Source organism: Paucilactobacillus kaifaensis (assembly GCF_005405145.1).
GTDB classification, from domain to species: Bacteria; Bacillota; Bacilli; order Lactobacillales; family Lactobacillaceae; genus Paucilactobacillus; species Paucilactobacillus kaifaensis.
The window spans coordinates 42,014-61,483 of sequence record NZ_BJDM01000006.1; the positions used below are offsets into that span (position 1 = coordinate 42,014).

Here is a 19,470-nt window from a genome sequence, read left to right on the forward strand (position 1 = left end):
TAACCATAGTTACTTACATTTATTTTCGGTGCTGTTTTCCCGCGTTTCGATTTCTTGTACTTGGTTTATTTTGTGCTTGGGAAATTTGATTGGCAGTTGGTTTTGATTGTATTGTTTTTTCCGGTTGAATTGGAGTAACTACCTTAGGTGGATTCTTTTTCATTTCGGCCTCAATATCACGTCGAATTCTAGGACGATAGAGATTAATAATTAAGGTTTGGATGATGGCAAATAGTCCACCAATAAAGAAGTATAGGCCAAGTCCTGCAGAAGAAGACATGGTAACAAATAAAATCATGATAGGGCTCATTAGCATAGCTACCCGCATCTGTTTTTTCTGACTTTCAGGCATCCCAATTAGGGATAACCAACCTTGTGCTAGATAGGCAACAAATGAAAGAATAGCGAGTAAGATACTAGGATCACCTAGTTTAATACCCATAAAAGCAGCGCTGGATAAATCAGGTGAGTACCGAATTGCTGCATAGAGTGCTGCAAATACCGGTAGTTGAATTAATAGTGGTAAGCAGCCAATTCCACCAGTCATACTAATACCATTTTCACGATATAATGCCATCATTTCTTGACTAATTGCAGCCCGTTCTTCTGGTGTCTTTGCTTCTTTTTGGCGTTTTTGAATATCACGCATTTGAGGACCAACCATGCCCATTTTTTCTTGCTGAATAGTTGATTTGCGCATTTGGCTAATCATGATTGGAAGTAGAATCATTCGAACGATAAAAACAATGGCGATGATTGCCCAGCCATAACTACCATTAAAAATGCTGGCTAGCCATTCCATCATGTGCTGAGTTGGCTTAGCTAAATAATCATATATCATACCGTAGGGTTTACCGTTTTTGGTTCTGACACAACCACTAAGAAATAATAGTAGGGTGGTCATTACTATAATAAGAGAAAACTTTTTATTCTTCATTTAGTTAATCAATTCCTTTAATTTTAATCTAACAAACATTTAGTACTATACCTTAATCATCATTGAATTGCTACCAACATTCACATGTGGATCCGTTATTTAATGGTAAAACTAGAAAAATCTTGTGTTAATTGATTTTTAATAACAACACGTTTAATTTTAGCAAACGGTGATGGATTTTGTTTGATCGCAGCACTGAATTTTTCTATGTCTTCTGAATTACCCTGTGCTTCAATATAAACACTGCCATCTAAACGGTTGGCGACAAAACCAGTTACATTAAATTTTCGAGCTAGTTGTAATGTCGAAAAGCGAAAGCCAACGCCTTGCACAACTCCGGTAATTGTAAGATTGATTGCTTTCATTTACTTAACCTCCGAATACCTATCAACAATAGTAATTCCATGGTATAATAAGCCATTAATTGGAGTGAAAAAAGTGGAAAAAATTACATCAGTACATAATCAACGTGTTAAAGATTGGAAAAAATTACAAACTAGAAAACAACGAACAAAAACAGGAACCTATTTATTAGATGGGTGGCATCTTATTAATGAAGCTTTAAACAGCCAAACAGCAATTTTATCATTAATTGGGACCCAAGAGCAGTTTGAACTACACCCAGATATTTTAACACATGAGCTCGAAACTTATGAGGTCACTAAAGAAATTATGGCAGATATTACTGATTCAGTCACGCCACAAGGAATTGCGGCAGTGGTTGCTAAGCCAACTGATGAATCAGAAATTCCCGCTGATTTGGCTGGAGCATGGCTATTGCTTGATCAGATTCAGGATCCAGGTAACATTGGTACCATGATCAGGACAGCTGATGCGGCTGGGTTTGTGGGTGTGGTAGCCGGTCATAAGACGGCAGATATATACGCACCCAAGGTGGTTCGCTCGATGCAGGGCAGTCAGTTCCATTTGCAACTTCGTCAGGGTAATTTGTTTAGCTGGCTGGAAAAGTTTAAACAAAATGGAATGCCAATTTATGGAACGGAATTAAATCAGGATGCACAAAATTTCCGTGAACTAACGCCTATTAACAATTTTGCATTAATTATGGGAAATGAAGGTCATGGGATGCAATCAGACTTATTAGCTCAGACGACAAAAAACCTTTATATTCCCATGGATGGTCAGGCTGAATCTTTGAATGTTGCAGTTAGCGCCGGAATTTTAATGTTTCAGTTAAAACAAAATAACCACTAATTAGGCAAAATGTTTTGCATTTTGAAAAAATGCGTGTATGATGTTCAAAGAATAAGGAAAAGGGGCAATCTATGAAAGCAAATGCTTGGCAACAAGATCAAGAGTACCTCAGTTTGGTGGAGGATTTGTTAGAACAACCAGCAGTCCAAAAGTTAGCTAATTATACTCAACATCATCACTCAGATCGACTACAACACTCCATTGCTGTTTCTTTTGACAGTTATGAACTGGCAAAAAAAATGAAGTTAGATTACAAGAGTGTTGCTCGGGCCGGGTTGTTGCATGATTTGTTTTACTATGATTGGCGCACGACTAAATTCAATTTAGGATCGCATGCCTTTATTCATCCACGAGTGGCTTTGCGTAATGCAGAAAAGATTACTGAATTAAATGCGATGGAAAAAGACATTATCTTGAAGCATATGTTTGGTGCAACACTGGCACTTCCTAAATATCGGGAGAGTTTGTTGGTGTCATTGGTTGATGATTATGAAGCGGAGCATGAATTTTTTGCACCGCTACGAAAAAAAGCCGATGGGTTATATCACAAAATTAAAGTACGTGTATCAATTTAAAGATGGCTCTAAATGGGAGGGCGAAGAATGGATCAAATGGCAATAAATAAACCAATGGACGATTTTACTCTTTGTCCAAAGTTTGAACAGACTTTTTCAATTTTGGGTAAAAAATGGAATGGATTAATTATTGAGGTCTTGTTAAATGAAGGTTCGTTACGATTTAAAGACTTAGTGGTTAATGTTCCTAAATGTAGTGATCGAGTGTTGGTTGAACGCTTAAAAGAATTAGAACAAGATGGCATTGTAGCTAGAAACACTTACAACGATTCTGGTAGAGTAGAATATTCTTTGACAGACAAGGGATTAGAACTCAGACCTGTTATGGATGCAGTTCATTCATGGGGTGACAAGTGGTTTGCTTAAAATAACCCTTGACCATGGTTAAGTTATTAATTACAATTAATAATGTTAAAAACGTTGATGGAAACTAGTAAAGGCTTAGCGTTCAAAAGGAAACTATCGTCGTTGACTGAAAGCGGTAGTGGGCACTAACCTTGAATTTCACTTCCATAGTTGATACTTAAACAGTACTCCGGTTGATTACCGTTATGAATTGACTTAAGTGTGTGTTAGTTGTTTTTGACACAAACTAGGGTGGTACCGCGATACTTCGTCCCTTTTATGGGACGGAGTTTTTTTATTTGCAGAAAAGAGGAGAACAGATGGGACTTAAAGATAAACTGGATCAGTTACTTCAGCAAGGACTTTCAGAAGTTAAGGCTAGTTCAGATCTAGAAAAAATCAATGATATTCGGGTTAAGATGCTAGGTAAAAAAGGACCGATTACTCAAGTACTCCGTGGAATGCGTGAACTAAGTGCAGAGGAACGCCCTAAAATTGGACAGTTTGCAAATAAAGTTCGAGATGAATTGACTAGTGCAATTGAACAACGACGCAATGAACTTGAACAGGCCAAAATTAATGCGCAATTAGAGCATGAAAAAATTGATGTTACTTTGCCGGGCACTGCAATGGCACAAGGCCAACCGCATGTGATTCAGCAGATCATTGATCAACTAGTGGACTTGTTTATTGGCATGGGGTATGAAGTAGCCACTGGCGACGAAGTTGAAGAGGATCGTTATAATTTCGAAATGTTGAATCTACCCAAAGATCACCCGGCACGTGATATGCAGGATACATTTTATATTACTCCTGAAACTTTAATGCGGACGCAGACATCGCCAATGCAAGCAAGAATGTTGGAAACGCATGATTTTAGTAAGGGACCTTTGAAAATGGTTTCGCCTGGAAAAGTTTATCGGCGGGATACTGACGATGCAACCCATAGTCATCAATTTCATCAGGTTGAAGGCATGGTAATTGGTAAGCATGTAACAATGGCTGACTTAAAGGGAACCTTGGAAGTTGTTGCACAAGAACTATTTGGTGATGAACTGGATGTCCGTTTACGACCAAGCTATTTTCCTTTTACTGAACCATCAGTAGAGGCTGATATTACTTGCTTTAACTGCCATGGCCGTGGGTGTGCAATTTGTAAACATACTGGTTGGATTGAGGTATTAGGAGCAGGCATGACGCATCCCAATGTTTTAAAAATGGCGGGAGTCGATCCTGACGTTTATGGTGGTTTTGCGTTTGGGCTAGGACCCGATCGATTTGCAATGCTGCGGTATGGAGTGGAAGATATTCGTGATTTTTATCAAAATGATATTCGCTTCCTGACTCAATTTAATCAGAAAGGATAGGATGAATAAATTATGAAAGTTTCGTATCAATGGTTACAAGAATATCTTGATCTACCTGAGAAGCCTGCTGACTTAGCAGAGAGAATTGCACGAACGTCAGTTGACATCAATGATGTTTATTCTCCTAGTGATGGGTTGACTAAGTTAGTAGTTGGGTTCGTTGATAGTGTTAAACCACACCCAGATTCTGATCACTTAACACTTTGTCAGGTTAATATTGGTGAGGGTAAGTTGGTTCAGATTGTTTGTGGTGCACCAAATATTCAGGCCAATAAAAATGTAATTGTTGCATTACCGGGTGCTCGGATTGGTAACAACATTAAAATCAAGCGGAGTAAAATGCGTGGCGAATTATCTGAAGGGATGATTTGTGCACTGCAGGAAATTGGATTTAGTGAACAAACTGCACCTAAAGCATACGACGAGGGAATTTGGTTTTTACCGGAGGATGCTAAACCAGGTGAGTCTGTTTTTCCATATTTAGGGATGGATGATACAATCATTGACACTGATGTGACCCCTAACCGTGGTGATATGTTTAGTATGTTAGGCAATGTGAATGATATTGCTGCTTTTTATGGGCTGACACCGCATTTTAAGATGTTACCAGTTAAGGAAAATAGTGAGCAACAAGCCGAACAACTAATTAAAGTTAATATTGCAGATCAAAATTTGGCACCAACGTATAAAATGCGCGTGATTACAGATGTGACGATTAAAGATAGTCCGTTATGGCTCCAAATACGCTTGTGGAACGCAGGGATTAGACCGATTAGCAACGTTGTTGATGTGACAAACTATATTTTACTTAAGTATGGACAACCATTGCATAGTTTTGATTATGCTAAATTACCCGATAAAACCATTGGTGTTCGTTTCGCTAAGGCGGGCGAACCATTTGTAACATTAGATGAAGATGAGCGTGAATTAACTTCTAATGATGTGGTGGTAACCGCTGGCGATCATCCAGTTGCTTTAGCTGGAACGATGGGTGGCCTGGAGACGGCAATTACGGATCAAACAACAAGTGTGGCACTAGAAGCTGCAATTTTTGATCCAATTCTAATCCGTAAGCAAGCTCGTCGTCATGATCTACACAGTGAATCTTCCTCACGTTTTGAGCGAGGAATTAATCCTGAGACTGTTGAGACAGCGCTAAACGAAGCGGCAGAATTAATTGCTCAATTGGGTGATGCAAAAGTTACAACTGGAATTGTTACTGGAAGTGAACGGGCAATTAAGACGACGGAAGTTCCGTTAACAGTTGCACGAACAAATCACGTTTTAGGTACTGAATTAACAGTGGACCAAATTGCGGGCATTTTTAAACGACTAGCATTTGAATACACTGAAACTGACGGTGAATTCTTGGTTAGTGTTCCTGCTCGTCGTTGGGATATCAGTATTGAGGCCGATTTATTAGAAGAAATTGCTCGTATTTATGGCTATGATAACTTACCATCTACGTTGCCAGCTCAAACCAGTAATATTGGTGGTTTAAACGAGCGTCAACACTTTTTGCGAGCTTCTAGACGGGTTCTAGAAGGATTGGGGTTGAACCAAGCCATAAGTTATTCTTTGACTACGGTAGAACAGGCCCAACAATTTGAGATTGTACGGCATGGCGAACCCATGAAATTGGATTATCCAATGAGCCAAGACCATGTGGCAACTAGAATGAGCTTAATTGGCGGCTTATTAAATGATGTTGCATATAATGCAGCTCGTAAGCAAGTCAATGTTAATTTGTATGAACAAGGCAGGATCTTTATCCCTACTGACAAGGACGTGCGGCCAGAGGAACAAGAACATATTGCTGGAGCAATTACTGGCCAGTTTACTAATAAGACTTGGCATCATGAGGGGCAAGAAGCTGATTTTTACTTAATTAAAGGAATTGTAGAACAGTATCTAACTAACATGGCAATCAAAATGCAAGTTACTTACAGAGCTAATAGTAGCCGTCCTGAGATGCACCCAGGACGAACCGCTGATATTTTAATTGGCGAGTCGGTTGTTGGATACGTTGGTCAAATTCATCCCCAAATGGCTAAAGAATATAAGATCGCATCAACTTATGTATTTGAACTGAATTTGGAGCAATTAGTGACACAGCCTAAAAAAGAGCGTCATTACCAAATGATTAGTAAGTATCCTACTATTACACGTGACATTGCGTTGTTGGTCGATGAAGATATAACAAATGCGGATATTCTAGATGTGATCAATGACAAGGGTGGCGCATATTTAACCGATGTAACTTTATTTGACGTTTACGAAGGAGCACATTTACCAGCTCACAAGAAGTCCCTTGCCTATACTTTAACTTATCAAGATAAAGAAGGTACTTTGGTCGAAGAAAAGGTGAACCAAGCGTTTGATAAAGTAGTACAACAACTGATTAAACAGCTTAATGTAGAAGTTCGTTAGTTATCCAGTTAAAATCAAGAGTCTTATAATCATGAGAGTGAATATAAGGCTTTTTATTATTTCTATTAAAGTTTGTTATTAAAGTGTATCCAATATCACATTTTTTAGTATAATAGAACAGATATTAAAAATAGGATGGTAAATGAGTTGAATAATAGTGAGAAACAGTCCGATAAAAAGAAGCGACCAAAAAAGTATTGGTGGTTGATTGGCGTGATTGTGGTGCTAATCGGGATTTTTGGTGGGGCTAAGTATTATTTTGATAGTTCGATGGAGGCTGTCAATCCTGGAAGTTCGAAAACAGTACAGGTTAAGATTCCATTGGGAGCTACGAATAAAAAGATCGGACAGATTTTAGCTGACAAGCAGCTTGTAAAAAGTTCGTTTGTGTTTAACTACTATACTCAAACGCAAAAAAAAGTTGAGTTTAAAGCTGGATATTATTCTCTGAGCCCTGCGATGAACGTTAAAACGATTGCCAAAATATTAAAGCAGGGCGGTTCAACGACAGCTGTTTCTGGGTTAAAAGGGAAAGTACTAGTCCAAGAAGGACAGACGATTGATCAAATTGCAGCGACAGTTCAAAAGCAGACAAAATATTCGTCCAAAGATTTTTTGAAGTTGATGCAAAATGAAAGTTACCTTGAATCCTTGGCTAAAAAATACCCTAAGCTGTTAACTTCATCAATGAGCGCGCAAGACGTGCGTTATCGACTAGAAGGGTATTTATTTCCAGCAACTTATGATGTCTCGCACTTGAAGAGTTTGAAGGTATTAGTAAATGAAATGGTGGCAGCCGAAAACCAACAAATGGAACCGTACTATGCTAAAATCACGGCCAAACATCTTAGCGTGCAAGAAGTTTTGACACTAGCTTCCTTAGTGGAACGAGAAGGTGTTTCAAACTCAGATCGTACAAAAATTGCTGGAGTCTTTTTCAACCGACTAGACACTCAGATGCCACTTCAATCTGATATTTCTGTAATGTACGCTCTCAATACCCACAAGAAGAACTTAACGTATAAAGATTTGAAGGTGGACTCGCCTTACAATTTGTACACAAATAAAGGGTATGGCCCTGGACCTTTTAACAGTCCTGGTATTCAGTCAATCAAAGCAGTTTTAAATCCTACGGCCCAAAATAAGAAGTATTTGTATTTTGTGGCTAATATGAAAACTGGTAAGGTTTATTATTCTAAAACATACGCACAACATCAAAAAATAACTACGAAATTAGCAAAAGACAATGACTAAAGGGTAATTTTAAGGAGATGCAAAATTAGTTTGAATGCAAAAGTTAAACGACCAATCATCATCGGCGTAACTGGTGGTTCTGGTAGCGGTAAAACAACTGTTAGTCAGGCAATTTATAAGCAGTTGGCCGGTAAATCAATCATGATTTTACAGCAAGATACCTATTATAATGATCAAACGCAGATGTCGATGGAAGAACGACAGGCAGTTAATTATGATCATCCACTAGCTTTTGACACTGATTTACTAATTAGTGATTTAAAAAAGTTGCTAAATAATCAATCGATTGAAATGCCAGTGTACAACTATGCAGAATTTACACGATCGTCTGAAACTATTTTAACCCAACCTCGCGACGTTATTATTTTGGAGGGAATTTTGATATTAGACGATCAGCGGTTGCGTGACTTGATGGATATTAAAGTGTTTGTTGATACTGATGATGATATTCGTATTATCCGTCGGATCCAACGTGATATGCAAGAACGTGGCCGATCGTTGCAATCTGTAATTGACCAGTATTTAGCAACTGTTAAACCGATGTATCATCAATTCGTAGAACCGACAAAACGCTATGCTGATATTATTGTCCCTGAGGGTGGTCAGAATACGGTGGCAATTGATTTATTGACAACTAAAGTTCGCGATATTTTGACCCAAAAAGGACACCAAGATTTAATGGCTGATTAGGCGGTTTGTAATATAAAAAAATTATTATGGTTTACAATTAATGACGATCATGGTAGTGTGTTGATTGTCGAATTAATATTGAAATTTTAGAGGTGCGTTATGGCAGAAGAAAAAACCTATCCGATGACATCGGATGGTAAAGCAAAATTAGAAGCTGAATTAGAAACATTGAAAACTAAAACCCGCGCTGAGGTAATTGAACGAATTAAAATTGCCCGCAGCTTTGGTGACTTATCTGAAAACTCAGAATATGAGTCAGCTAAGGACGAGCAAGCCTTTATTGAAGGTCGAATTAGCACGATTGAGCATATGTTACAAAATGCTGAAATAATTGATAGTGAATCAGTTGCAAAAGATGAAGTTTCGCTTGGTCGTTCTGTAACGTTTAAGGAATTACCAGATGAGGAACCGGAAACATATACAATTGTGGGCCAATCAGAAGCAGATCCAATGACCGGTAAGATTTCAAACGAATCGCCGATTGCAGTTGGACTTCTAGGACACAAGTTAAATGAAGAAGTGACAATTAAAATTCCCAGCGGTGATATGAAAGTTAAAATTATTTCAGTTGATTAAAAAAACAGGAGTGAGATGCAAGTATGCATTTTATTCTTGTTTTTTTTAATCATGTGGTAAACTTAATGCTGTAAATGTAAGCGGATTTATTAAGCATAATTTAACCGAAGGGAAGCAGTCAGATGCAATTAACAGTTACCGATCGTGCTAGTAAATGGTTTCAAGAGGAAATGGGACTTAGTCAAGGAATGGGTGTGCGCTTTTTTGGTAAGGTATATGGTAAAACACCTGTTCATAATGGGTTTTCACTAGGGATGTTTCGTGATGACCACCCAATTAGTCCAATTGTAGATACGGTTAAAGATGGTGTGCACTACTTTGTTGATGCCCAAGATGAATGGTTTTTTAAGGGCTTTGACTTTGGTGTCGACTATGATGAGAAAAGTGATGGGCCAACATATCAATATACTAAAAATGGTGAATTATAAGTATAAAAAAATGCCAGTTGATTTTTATTTAAAAATCAACTGGCATTTTTGAATGCTTCAAAGTAAGATACTTTTACTTTTGGCGTCGTTTTACTAATAAATAACCAGCAACACCGATAGCACTAATCGCAGAGATACTAATTCCAGTAATCAAATAAGGTGGGCGGTAAGTTAACTGAACTGTATGCATGCCTTTAGTGATCGGAACAGCAAGAAATGTTTTAATTGTTTTTTTGGTTTTAACTGTCTTGCCATCAATTTTGGCATGCCAGCCGGCAGAATAAGGAATTGTGGTCATCAAAACTTGACGTGGTTTGGTAATCTTTACAGTACCATTAATCTTAGTATTTGAATGACTAGTAACATGCAAACTTTCACTTTTAAGTTTGGTCTTTAGTCGCTCAAAATGATTTTGATTAAGCTTGTACAGACTTACATTTTGCATCCAAAGCGTCTGGTGCTTCAACTTAAATGTTAACGTTACAGGCTCACCTTTTTGTTTTGAAGCAACATTAATAACAACTGTATTTCTGAAAGTTGGGTATTGTGTTAATTTTTTACCATTCAGATAGTAACTTCCATTATCTGCGTCTAAATTGGGACCAAAGGTTAAGTAATAGGACTCATTGGTTTTGGGCGTAAATGTCATTTTAACTTCAGCCGGTTTAATGAGATCCTGCTTACTAAAAATAGTACCAGTAATTTTGTTTGCTGATTGTACGTTGGTGAAGGTTACATGGTCAAAATTTTGAACTGTGAATAACGAGCTGTCAGACTGATCATTGGCCAGCGTTTGATAAATTTGTGATTGACGAGCAACGGGATCACTAGTTTTTAATTTCAAACTATTAATTCTATTGGATGCGCCAAACGCAATTGATAGAGCATTGCTGTTTTTAGTGGTTGTAGTCAGTGCGTCTGATGAAACTGTTTTTTGGCGATTTAAATCAGGTTTATTTGACACAGCTGGTAATATTGAAGAATTACTTCGTAGGCCAACTATATTTTGCGTGGGCTGACTGGTCATGAAATAACGCATGTTAAGCAATGAATCGCTGACCTGGGTACCATTCGTATAGGTAACGAAGCCGTCACCGTCTGGCTGACCTATGGAGCCCATAAATGAAGGAATGCTAGGCTCTAGTGTTGAGCCAAAGTGGGACCCACTGTAATAGTCCGCTTGCATGGGATCATCTTTAGTCCGCATGAAAGTTTGACCGATTCGATAGAAACTATTGTCCTTTTTTTGAATCGTTTTAACGGTTTTGTTTAGTTGCGTAGTATATTCACCAAAAGAATTTTGGGTAACGTAACTGATGTTATTTAATGAAGTATATCCATTGGTAACAACTTCACTACCTACAAGTAAAACAAAAACAATATCGTATAACATTGGAGAATAATACCTGGGGATTAGTAGCCAGATTAACCCAACAATGCATAGTCCAATGCTAATGAATAATTGATTCCAGCTCAGGTAACTAAATGACGCTAAGTTAAGGCTAAGATAGGTGTAAATGCCACCGATAACAATAACTGTGGGTATGAGCTGTCGCCATGTTAAATGGAAATCGGGAGTGAGGGTGTGTGCAGCCAGCCAGAGCATCCAAAACGACATTAAAAACGAAAATCGATATGGGTACCATACCGGAAATTGTCCGGCGTGCCAAAGCAAGTCTAGTGGTTCAAAGCACAAAGAAAAAATAAAGAAAATGGTTAATAGTCCAGTAATAATTCGATTTTTTAAGGAATGACGACGATCAAATAAATATAAAACAAAGGCAATGGTCAGGAGCGAACCGATGAATAAGTTGGGTTCACCATCTGGCATTTGATCAAAATTAAATGATCCCGGGATCAGTTTAGCAAGCATTTTGAATGGAAAATATTCGAATTTAAAATGCAAGGCCTGTTCTGTGTATGTTCCTTTGGTCTGTGTTAAAGAATAAAAGGTGGGGATGAGTAAGAAAGACGCTAATAAGGCTGATAGGATAGAACTACCAATATATTTAACAAATCTGCGCCAGGTAATATACCAACCAAGATTTTGCTGTGATAATTGCCAAATCATAAACATAATAGTGAAGATGGCCACCATCCAGGCCATATAATAATTATCAATTAGTAAAATTGTAAACCAAATAATGTAAACCCAGGGCTTATTTTCAGTAACTAATTTAATTAAACCCCAAATGATGGGTGGTAATAAAATCAAGACATCCAACCAAATCAGATTTAGTTGGTTGGCAATCATCCAACCCATTAAAGCGTAGGCAGTTAAAAACCCCAATATACGAATGCCTGCTTGTAATTTCGTTTTTAATAACAACCAAGCAAAACTTAAGCCGGCTAGGCCATACTTTAAAACCAATAATAGTAAAATACCGCTGGATAAAAATTTACCCGGGAAAAAAAGTAGTAATAAATTGAGCGGACTCATTAAATAGTAGGCAAATATCCCAACCATATCACCGCCCAGATCTTTGGAAAAAGAATAAAAGAAGGTATCAAAATGATGTAACAAAGTCGATCTGAAGTAGGAAAAAAAATCAACATACTGTTGGCCTAAGTCAACGGTCAGGATACTACTATTACCAAAAGGGGCCATACCACGAAAAGCAAAGTAACCGCCCATTAATAGTGCTGGAATTAAAAAACCAAGCCATAAAATGATTGATTTTTTGTACCTCAAAGTAGAATGTTTCAATGAAAAAACCTCGTTTAAAATATTTTAAAACATTAAAATTATGCCAAACAACTGTTTTCTTTGGCTTACTTCGTATAGAATAGCATAAGAATATGACCAAATTAGGATGGTTTTGAAATCTTTGGTAAAATATATTTATTAAGTCTGTTAAGGAGTATCTAGAAACTTGAAATTTTCAACACGAATCAAAACAATGTTTAAATCGCGAACTAAGAAAAAGACAGTACAATCAGAAATCCCATTTAGGTTAAATTTTTTGTTGTGGACGGTGGGAATTCTCATGCTAATTTTAGCAGTTCGTCTTTTCTACTTGCAAGTATTAAACGGTGATAGCTATAAAGCAGAAGTTAATCGATCAGATACTACAACAGAAACTAATAGCGTTCAACGAGGGATGATCTACGATTCCACTGGTAAAGTGTTAGTTGGTAACCAAGCTCATCAAGCAATCACCTATACTAAAGCCGCGAGCGCAACAACTACAGATATTTATAAAACAGCTAGAACACTAGGGAAATATTTGAATGTTTCTACTAGCAAACTAACTAAGCGAGAGCAAAAAGATTATTTTCTTGCAGATTCAAAGAATCTGAAGAAGATGATAAAAAAAATTCCAGGAGCTGCAGATTTATCTGATAGTGAGCAATATAACAAGGTAATTGACTATCTTGGCAAACATCCAAGTGAATATAAATTGAGTGCCAGTCAAAAGAATAAAGCCATGATATATGCTGCTATGAGTGGGGCATATTCATTGTCGACGACATACATTAAGGAAACAGGTGTTACCAGCAAAGAAGTTGCCGAGGTCGGTGAACATCTTAATGAAATGACAGGTGTAAAGGTTGGTACGAGTTGGTCAAGAAATTATCCTTCTGGAACGGCTATTCAATCATTAACTGGAACAGTTTCAAATCAAAAGACGGGATTGCCTAGTGATCAGGTTAATAGCTTATTATCGCAAGGATATTCTCGTAATGACAGTGTTGGGCAAAGTTATTTAGAAAAGGAATATCAGGCTACGCTAGCTGGATCTAAGTCTCAAACTGAAGTTTCTTCTTCCAGTACCGATCAAATTACTAAGTCGGTTGCTAAATATGCCGGAAAAAAAGGTGATAACCTGGTATTAACAATCAATGCCAAATTCCAAAAGCAGGTTCAAAAAATTGTTCGTTCTGATTATAGCTCGTCTGGTGGAATTGGAAATTCAACTGGTGCATATGCAGTAGTAATGAATCCAAATACAGGTGCAATTTACGCTATGGGTGGAGTTGATCGAGATTTGGATACTGGTAAAATTACTAGTGATCAAATCGGATCCATTAATCATCCAATTGTTATGGGATCAGTTGTTAAGGGTGCCACTGTAATGGGTGCCCTGATGGATGGCGTCATAACCCCTAATAGTAATACACTTAATGATCAACCAATTAAGGTTGCAGGAACTGCAAGTAAGAGTTCTTGGTGGAATCGAGGCGGATCGGTTCCAATTACTGCTGAGGAAGCACTGGAAGTTTCATCAAACTCGTATATGATGCAGTTAGCTATGAAAGAAGCTGGGACTAAGTATGTTGCTGGTGCCAGTTTGAATATGCCAACTAGTATTTTCTCAAAATTACGCGGTTATTTTAATCAATTCGGGTTAGGTGTTAAAACCGGAATTGACTTACCAGGTGAAAGTTCGGGTTACACAGGGCCAACTAATGTTATTGGAAAAGCGTTGGATTTATCATACGGAAACTATGATAGTTATACAGTTATGCAATTGGCACAGTATGCATCAACGATTGCTAATGGTGGCTATCGAATGAAACCATATTTAGTTCAGCAAGTTAGAGGAACAAATAAGGATGGTTCACTTGGTAAAATCGAATCAACAACACAACCGACGATTTTGAATACAATTAATGCAACCAAAGAGCAGTGGCAGGTTGTGCGAAAGGGAATGAATATGGTGGTTCATGGTACCAGCCCATATAAAACTGGTAGCCAGTTAACTGATCTATCTCCTTCTGTGTCTGCGAAGTCTGGGACTGCTGAAACTTTCCAAGGGACAACTTCTACATTGACCCATAGTTTAATTATGTTTGGTCCTAGTGATGATCCACAAGTGGTAATTGCAGTTGCTATTCCAGGTGCAGCAGCCAACAGTTCTGCAGCTAGCATGACAATGGGTAAGCAAATTTATCAGGCTTACTGGAAGACGGTTCAGTCTGATAAGGGTTATTAAAAGAGTGTCAAGGTAGTTTACTTAACAAAGTGCAACAAAATACTAGTCAAACGAAGCATTTAATGATATAGTTGTACGAGTTAGGGTATAACCCAATTATTGAAAAAAGTTTGGAGGTTTCAGCCATGCGTGTACACATTACTTTAGAATGTACTGAATGCCATGAACGGAATTACTTATCAAGTAAAAACCGTCGTAACAATCCCGATCGTGTTGAATTTAAAAAATACTGCCCACGGGAACGAAAAGTTACATTGCACCGTGAAACAAAATAATAATGTAGTAAGAGGTTAGGTTACTTTGCATTACTGCAACTGGCCGGACGATTACATTAGTGCAGAACTATTTTGCAAACAAGAAAGGCTGGAGACAATTAATTTGTCCAGTCTTTTTGTTTTAATTTAGAGGAGTTGAAACAAGATGCAGCTAACAAAAAAAGAAGCTCGTAAACAAATTATTGGTGCATTAGCAAATGTTGATCCTGAAAAAAAGCGAGAGGCTACGGCAAGTTTGTATCAACAGTTGTTTGATAGTGCTGAGTGGTTAAATGCAAATGTAATCGCAACAACAATTAGTCAGTCAATTGAAGTTGACACTAAACCAATTATTAGACGAGCTCAAGCCGAAAATAAACGGGTATGTATTCCGCGTACATTGGCTGATTGGCAAATGGAATTTGTTGAACTAAATGAGCAAACTGAGCTAATAAAAACAAAACATAATTTGTTTGAACCGGCTAATGGGAATGTTATTTCATCAGCTGAGATTGACTTAATGATTGTACCTGGTGTTGCATATACGGCTGATAATTTTAGATTAGGGTTTGGTGGCGGATACTATGACCGCTATTTGGCAGGGTATTCTGGGCTTACCATTTCATTAGCATTGCCACAACAACGAAATGATAATATTAGTTGGGCAATCAAACCATATGATATTAATATTAATCATATTTTGGTAGCAACGGAGGAAGATAAGTGAATATAGCAAATTTGAAGAATCAAGCATTCGTCACTCAAATAGTGGTTGCTGTGCAAGTAATCGTCTTTATTTTGATGACATTAGCAGGGGGATCAACAGATACATCTGTTTTAGTTGAGTTTGGTGCGCGAGTGTCAATACTTATTCAGGAAGGCCAGTGGTGGCGTTTGATTACCCCAGTCTTCTTGCACATTGGATTGATGCATATTGTCGTCAATTCTGTTACGGTCTATTATATTGGAACCCAAATTGAAATGTTGTTCGGGCATACTCGCTTTGCAGTGATTTACCTAGTGACAGCAGTTACTGGAAATATTGCTAGTTTTGTTTTTCTACCTAATACATTATCAGCCGGTGCAAGTACAGCTATTTTTGGGTTGTTTGGAGCCTTTTTGATGTTGGGTGAATCATTTAGGAATAATCTGTATATTCGGGCCATGAGCCGCCAATTTTTACTATTTGTGGTCTTAAACTTGGCGTTCGATTTATTTTCTCCGGGCATTGATATTTATGGCCATATTGGCGGACTATTTGGTGGTTTTTTAGTTGGTTATGTAGTTGGCGCACCCAGAATTGGAAAAGTTAACTTGATAAAGCGCTTTCTAAGTGGCATCATATTGATTGTAGCAATTGTGCTATTTTACTCAATGGGAATGCGTGCTAATTAGTGTTGGAGGCAGATATGAAAACTTTGTATGATGTCCAACAGCTGTTAAAGCAATTTGGTATTTATGTTTATGTTGGTAAACGAATGTGGGATATTGAATTAATGGCGTTGGAATTAGATAATTTATACAAATCAGGGGTGGTTGAGCAATCAGTTTATTTGAAAGCTAAACTTGTCTTACGCCACGAACACAGGTTAGAAGAACAGCGAACATCCCAGCAAAAAGCATAGATATCAGGGGGAATCAGGAATGAGTCAAAAGTTAATTGGTGTAGATTTAGGTGGAACTACAATTAAGTTTGCTATCTTAACTGCGCAAGGTGATGTTCAACAAAAGTGGTCATTAAGAACGAATATCTTAGATGATGGACAGCATATTGTTCCAGACATTGTGGAATCAATTAATCATCACATTGATCTATATCAGATGAAGCGGGAACAATTTATTGGCATTGGAATGGGTACTCCCGGGACGGTTGATCTAGAAAAAGGAACCGTTGAAGGGGCCTTTAATTTAAACTGGAGAACGGTTCAACCAGTTAAAGAAAAAATCGAAGCAGGGACCGGATTACCATTTGTGTTGGATAACGATGCCAACGTGGCTGCACTGGGCGAACGTTGGAAAGGCGCCGGCAACAACGGTAGTGAAGTGGCATTTATTACGCTAGGAACTGGCGTTGGTGGTGGTTTGATTTCGAATGGTGAACTCATTCATGGTATTAGTGGTGCCGGTGGTGAAGTCGGTCATATGAATGTTGAGCCGGATGGATATTTATGTACATGCGGTAACCGGGGCTGTTTGGAACAATATGCTTCAGCGACCGGGGTTGTTCATTTAGCTCAAGACGCAGCTGAAGAATATGTTGGTGACAGTAAATTAAAAGCAATGATCGATGACGGTCAGGAAATTACTTCTAAAATTGTATTTGATTTGGCCAAAAAAGACGATGACTTTTTAGCTAATCAAGTAGTTGATAAAGTTGGTTACTATTTAGGCTTAGCTTGTGCTAATATTAGTGATATATTAAATCCACAATATGTTGTTATTGGTGGTGGTGTCTCTGCGGCTGGTGATTTTTTACTTGAACGAGTGCAGAAAAGTTTCCAACGCTTTGCTTTTCCAACCGTTCGTGAATCGACAAAGCTCAAGTTGGCAAAATTAGGAAACGATGCTGGTGTAATCGGTGCGGCGTCATTAGCAACAAAGTTTAAATAGGTTTTGGAGGAATTAGAGTTGGTTATTGGTGCGATTTCAGGTTTGGTTCAATTAGATATTGTGATTGGTGTTTTGATTGTCGCTTGGGTGGCATATCGACTATATCAGTATTCGCAACGAAAACGGTATGCAACCGTGTTAACAGAAGATGCTTTTACAGAAGGTATGCATCGGGCACAAGTTATTGATTTGCGTGAAAAAAATGATTTTGATCGTGGGCACATTTTAGGTGCTCGAAACATTCCACTCAGCGTGATGAAGCAACGATACGTTGAAATTCGTAGTGATTTACCGGTTTACTTATATGACCAAGGAATGGTTCTTAGCACTAGAGCTTCAGTTATGCTTGGTAAAAAAGGTTATACTGATATCTCGATTTTAAAAAGTGGGTATGCTCGCTGGAACGGTAAGACAAAAACTAAAAAGTACTAAAAAGGGTCGGAGCAAGATTATCTCTTGCTACCAACCCTATTTTAATTGAAGCTGCCAATAATTATTTGCTATGTGCAGAACGGCCTTTACGGACTGCAGCACGTCGGTTTTCGTCGAATTTATCTTCTTGTTCTTCAATTGGTTTAATCACTGATTTATGGAAAGAAAAAATTCCACCAGCAACAGCACTAATTGTTGCAATTGTGCCGATTAACAAGCCCTTAGTAAATTGTTTCATAACTTTTAGCCTCCCATCTTGATATCTCTATTATGCAAAATAATATTTGAATTTACCAGTATTTAATGTTTTTTGATGAAATATGGTTTGTTCGAGTGGGTGTTTGGAAGTTTTGTTTCGTATATTTTGTAGATATATTTGATGGAGAAGACGGTCAGGCTAAGCCAATCACTGCCTACGACATTTAAACGTTTCATTTAACACTTTTTATTTTAGGAGTCTAATATGGTAAAAGTAATCGCAATTGTTGGTCCAACCGCAGTGGGCAAAACTGAATTATCATTACAGTTGGCACAAGACCTAAATGCTGAAGTGATTTCAGGTGATTCTATGCAGGTATATCGCCATCTAAATATTGGAACGGCGAAGATTATGCCAGATGAAATGAGAAATATACCACACCATTTAATTGATATTCGTGATGTTAATCAACGGTTTTCAGTTGCTGATTTTCAAACGTTAGCAAAACAACAGATTGCAAGCATCTCTAGTCGCCAAAGATTACCGCTAGTGGTGGGAGGTACAGGATTTTATCTGCAGAGTTTAACAGAGAACCTGACACTAGGGAATGACCAATTTGATGATGAGTCACGCCGGTTTAGACAACAATTACAGCAGTATTATGCTGATTTTGGTGCTGATAAATTGTGGCAGCGGTTGAACAAAATTGATTCGACTGCCGCTGCATCAATTCCACCCCAAAATATTCGTCGTGTAATCCGCGCAATTGAAGTAACTGAAAGGTCAGGTGTCCAATTTTCACAGCAGTATCAAGAAAAAAGTGAATTTGAGTTTAAATTAATTGGTTTAACAACTGATCGAAAAATACTGTATGAGCGAATTAATCATCGGGTTGATGAAATGATTTCAGCGGGATTAGAACAAGAGGCACGATGGCTGTATACTCAAAATGGAACAGAATTTCAAGCCGGTAAAGGAATCGGCTACCGAGAGTTCTTTAAATATTTTACGAAACAACAGTCACTTGAGGAGACGATTGCAGAAATTAAGCAGGATTCACGCCATTATGCTAAGCGCCAGTTAACCTGGTTTAGAAATAAAATGGATGTTGAATGGTTTGATCTGGTTACTAGAAAAGATTCAATCAACGAGATTGAAAATGTGTGTTTGCATTGGTTACAAGAGTAAGTCAATCACTCATGTTATGTTTTATAACATGAG

General features: G+C 37.9%; 21 protein-coding genes and 1 other annotated feature. Of the genes, 17 read left to right on the plus strand and 4 right to left on the minus strand.

Going from position 1 to position 19,470, the window contains the following annotated elements; translation table 11 throughout:
* Positions 1-19 precede the first annotated feature (19 nt).
* Positions 20-937 (minus strand): membrane protein insertase YidC, encoded by a 918-nt coding sequence (gene yidC, locus FFM51_RS04185; protein WP_137597382.1) that lies wholly within the window; start codon positions 935-937, stop codon positions 20-22.
* Positions 938-1,032: 95 nt separating this feature from the next.
* The gene (locus FFM51_RS04190; RefSeq protein ID WP_137597383.1) at positions 1,033-1,302 is read right to left on the minus strand and encodes an acylphosphatase; all 270 of its coding nucleotides are present in this window, start codon (positions 1,300-1,302) and stop codon (positions 1,033-1,035) included.
* A 73-nt stretch (positions 1,303-1,375) separates the two neighbouring features.
* Here FFM51_RS04190 and FFM51_RS04195 point away from each other — a divergent pair, with 73 nt between their 5' ends.
* The 9 genes from FFM51_RS04195 to FFM51_RS04235 all read left to right on the plus strand — a co-directional run bounded on the left by FFM51_RS04195 (position 1,376) and on the right by FFM51_RS04235 (position 9,817).
* Positions 1,376-2,152, plus strand: coding sequence for a TrmH family RNA methyltransferase (locus FFM51_RS04195; RefSeq protein WP_137597384.1), 777 nt, complete (start codon positions 1,376-1,378; stop codon positions 2,150-2,152).
* A gap of 71 nt (positions 2,153-2,223) precedes the next feature.
* Positions 2,224-2,727 carry an HD domain-containing protein gene (locus tag FFM51_RS04200; protein ID WP_137597385.1) on the plus strand — a complete coding sequence of 168 codons (504 nt, stop codon included), beginning with the start codon at positions 2,224-2,226 and terminating at the stop codon, positions 2,725-2,727.
* A gap of 27 nt (positions 2,728-2,754) precedes the next feature.
* A complete protein-coding gene (locus tag FFM51_RS04205; protein WP_137597386.1) occupies positions 2,755-3,093 on the plus strand; it encodes a winged helix-turn-helix transcriptional regulator in 339 nt (112 codons plus the stop codon).
* 45 nt (positions 3,094-3,138) lie between these two features.
* Positions 3,139-3,351 (plus strand) — a binding site (T-box leader).
* A 41-nt stretch (positions 3,352-3,392) separates the two neighbouring features.
* Positions 3,393-4,439 carry a phenylalanine--tRNA ligase subunit alpha gene (locus FFM51_RS04210; protein ID WP_137597387.1) on the plus strand — a complete coding sequence of 349 codons (1,047 nt, stop codon included), beginning with the start codon at positions 3,393-3,395 and terminating at the stop codon, positions 4,437-4,439.
* Positions 4,440-4,451: 12 nt separating this feature from the next.
* Positions 4,452-6,869 (plus strand): phenylalanine--tRNA ligase subunit beta, encoded by a 2,418-nt coding sequence (gene pheT, locus FFM51_RS04215; protein WP_137597388.1) that lies wholly within the window; start codon positions 4,452-4,454, stop codon positions 6,867-6,869.
* 135 nt (positions 6,870-7,004) lie between these two features.
* Positions 7,005-8,123 (plus strand): endolytic transglycosylase MltG, encoded by a 1,119-nt coding sequence (gene mltG, locus FFM51_RS04220; protein WP_137597389.1) that lies wholly within the window; start codon positions 7,005-7,007, stop codon positions 8,121-8,123.
* Between the two features lie 30 nt (positions 8,124-8,153).
* The gene (gene udk / locus FFM51_RS04225; protein ID WP_414691950.1) at positions 8,154-8,813 is read left to right on the plus strand and encodes a uridine kinase; all 660 of its coding nucleotides are present in this window, start codon (positions 8,154-8,156) and stop codon (positions 8,811-8,813) included.
* A 99-nt stretch (positions 8,814-8,912) separates the two neighbouring features.
* Positions 8,913-9,389, plus strand: coding sequence for a transcription elongation factor GreA (gene greA / locus FFM51_RS04230; RefSeq protein WP_137597391.1), 477 nt, complete (start codon positions 8,913-8,915; stop codon positions 9,387-9,389).
* 122 nt (positions 9,390-9,511) lie between these two features.
* A complete protein-coding gene (locus FFM51_RS04235) occupies positions 9,512-9,817 on the plus strand; it encodes a HesB/YadR/YfhF family protein (RefSeq protein ID WP_137597392.1) in 306 nt (101 codons plus the stop codon).
* Positions 9,818-9,890: 73 nt separating this feature from the next.
* On the opposite strand, the gene FFM51_RS04240 is transcribed toward FFM51_RS04235, so the two are convergent.
* Complete coding sequence (locus FFM51_RS04240; protein WP_170999563.1) at positions 9,891-12,524, minus strand: YfhO family protein; 2,634 nt, start codon at positions 12,522-12,524, stop codon at positions 9,891-9,893.
* 166 nt (positions 12,525-12,690) lie between these two features.
* Between FFM51_RS04240 and FFM51_RS04245 the strand changes: the two genes are divergently transcribed.
* The 7 genes from FFM51_RS04245 to FFM51_RS04275 all read left to right on the plus strand — a co-directional run bounded on the left by FFM51_RS04245 (position 12,691) and on the right by FFM51_RS04275 (position 18,050).
* Positions 12,691-14,754, plus strand: coding sequence for a peptidoglycan D,D-transpeptidase FtsI family protein (locus FFM51_RS04245; RefSeq protein WP_414691951.1), 2,064 nt, complete (start codon positions 12,691-12,693; stop codon positions 14,752-14,754).
* Positions 14,755-14,879: 125 nt separating this feature from the next.
* Positions 14,880-15,029 (plus strand): 50S ribosomal protein L33, encoded by a 150-nt coding sequence (gene rpmG / locus FFM51_RS04250; protein ID WP_081721478.1) that lies wholly within the window; start codon positions 14,880-14,882, stop codon positions 15,027-15,029.
* Positions 15,030-15,174: 145 nt separating this feature from the next.
* Positions 15,175-15,735 (plus strand): 5-formyltetrahydrofolate cyclo-ligase, encoded by a 561-nt coding sequence (locus FFM51_RS04255; protein WP_137597393.1) that lies wholly within the window; start codon positions 15,175-15,177, stop codon positions 15,733-15,735.
* A complete protein-coding gene (locus FFM51_RS04260; RefSeq protein ID WP_223875891.1) occupies positions 15,732-16,403 on the plus strand; it encodes a rhomboid family intramembrane serine protease in 672 nt (223 codons plus the stop codon). Before FFM51_RS04255 ends, FFM51_RS04260 begins: the two co-directional genes overlap by 4 nt.
* 14 nt (positions 16,404-16,417) lie before the next feature.
* Positions 16,418-16,633, plus strand: a complete 216-nt coding sequence (locus FFM51_RS04265; RefSeq protein WP_137597394.1) for a YqgQ family protein — start codon at positions 16,418-16,420, stop codon at positions 16,631-16,633.
* Between the two features lie 19 nt (positions 16,634-16,652).
* The gene (locus tag FFM51_RS04270) at positions 16,653-17,618 is read left to right on the plus strand and encodes an ROK family glucokinase (protein ID WP_137597395.1); all 966 of its coding nucleotides are present in this window, start codon (positions 16,653-16,655) and stop codon (positions 17,616-17,618) included.
* Between the two features lie 18 nt (positions 17,619-17,636).
* The gene (locus FFM51_RS04275) at positions 17,637-18,050 is read left to right on the plus strand and encodes a rhodanese-like domain-containing protein (protein ID WP_137597396.1); all 414 of its coding nucleotides are present in this window, start codon (positions 17,637-17,639) and stop codon (positions 18,048-18,050) included.
* A gap of 61 nt (positions 18,051-18,111) precedes the next feature.
* On the opposite strand, the gene FFM51_RS04280 is transcribed toward FFM51_RS04275, so the two are convergent.
* Entirely contained in the window at positions 18,112-18,288 is a 177-nt protein-coding gene (locus FFM51_RS04280; RefSeq protein WP_137597397.1) for a DUF3042 family protein, read from the minus strand.
* Between the two features lie 225 nt (positions 18,289-18,513).
* Between FFM51_RS04280 and miaA the strand changes: the two genes are divergently transcribed.
* The gene (gene miaA, locus FFM51_RS04285) at positions 18,514-19,437 is read left to right on the plus strand and encodes a tRNA (adenosine(37)-N6)-dimethylallyltransferase MiaA (protein ID WP_137597398.1); all 924 of its coding nucleotides are present in this window, start codon (positions 18,514-18,516) and stop codon (positions 19,435-19,437) included.
* The last annotated feature ends 33 nt before the right edge of the window (positions 19,438-19,470 follow it).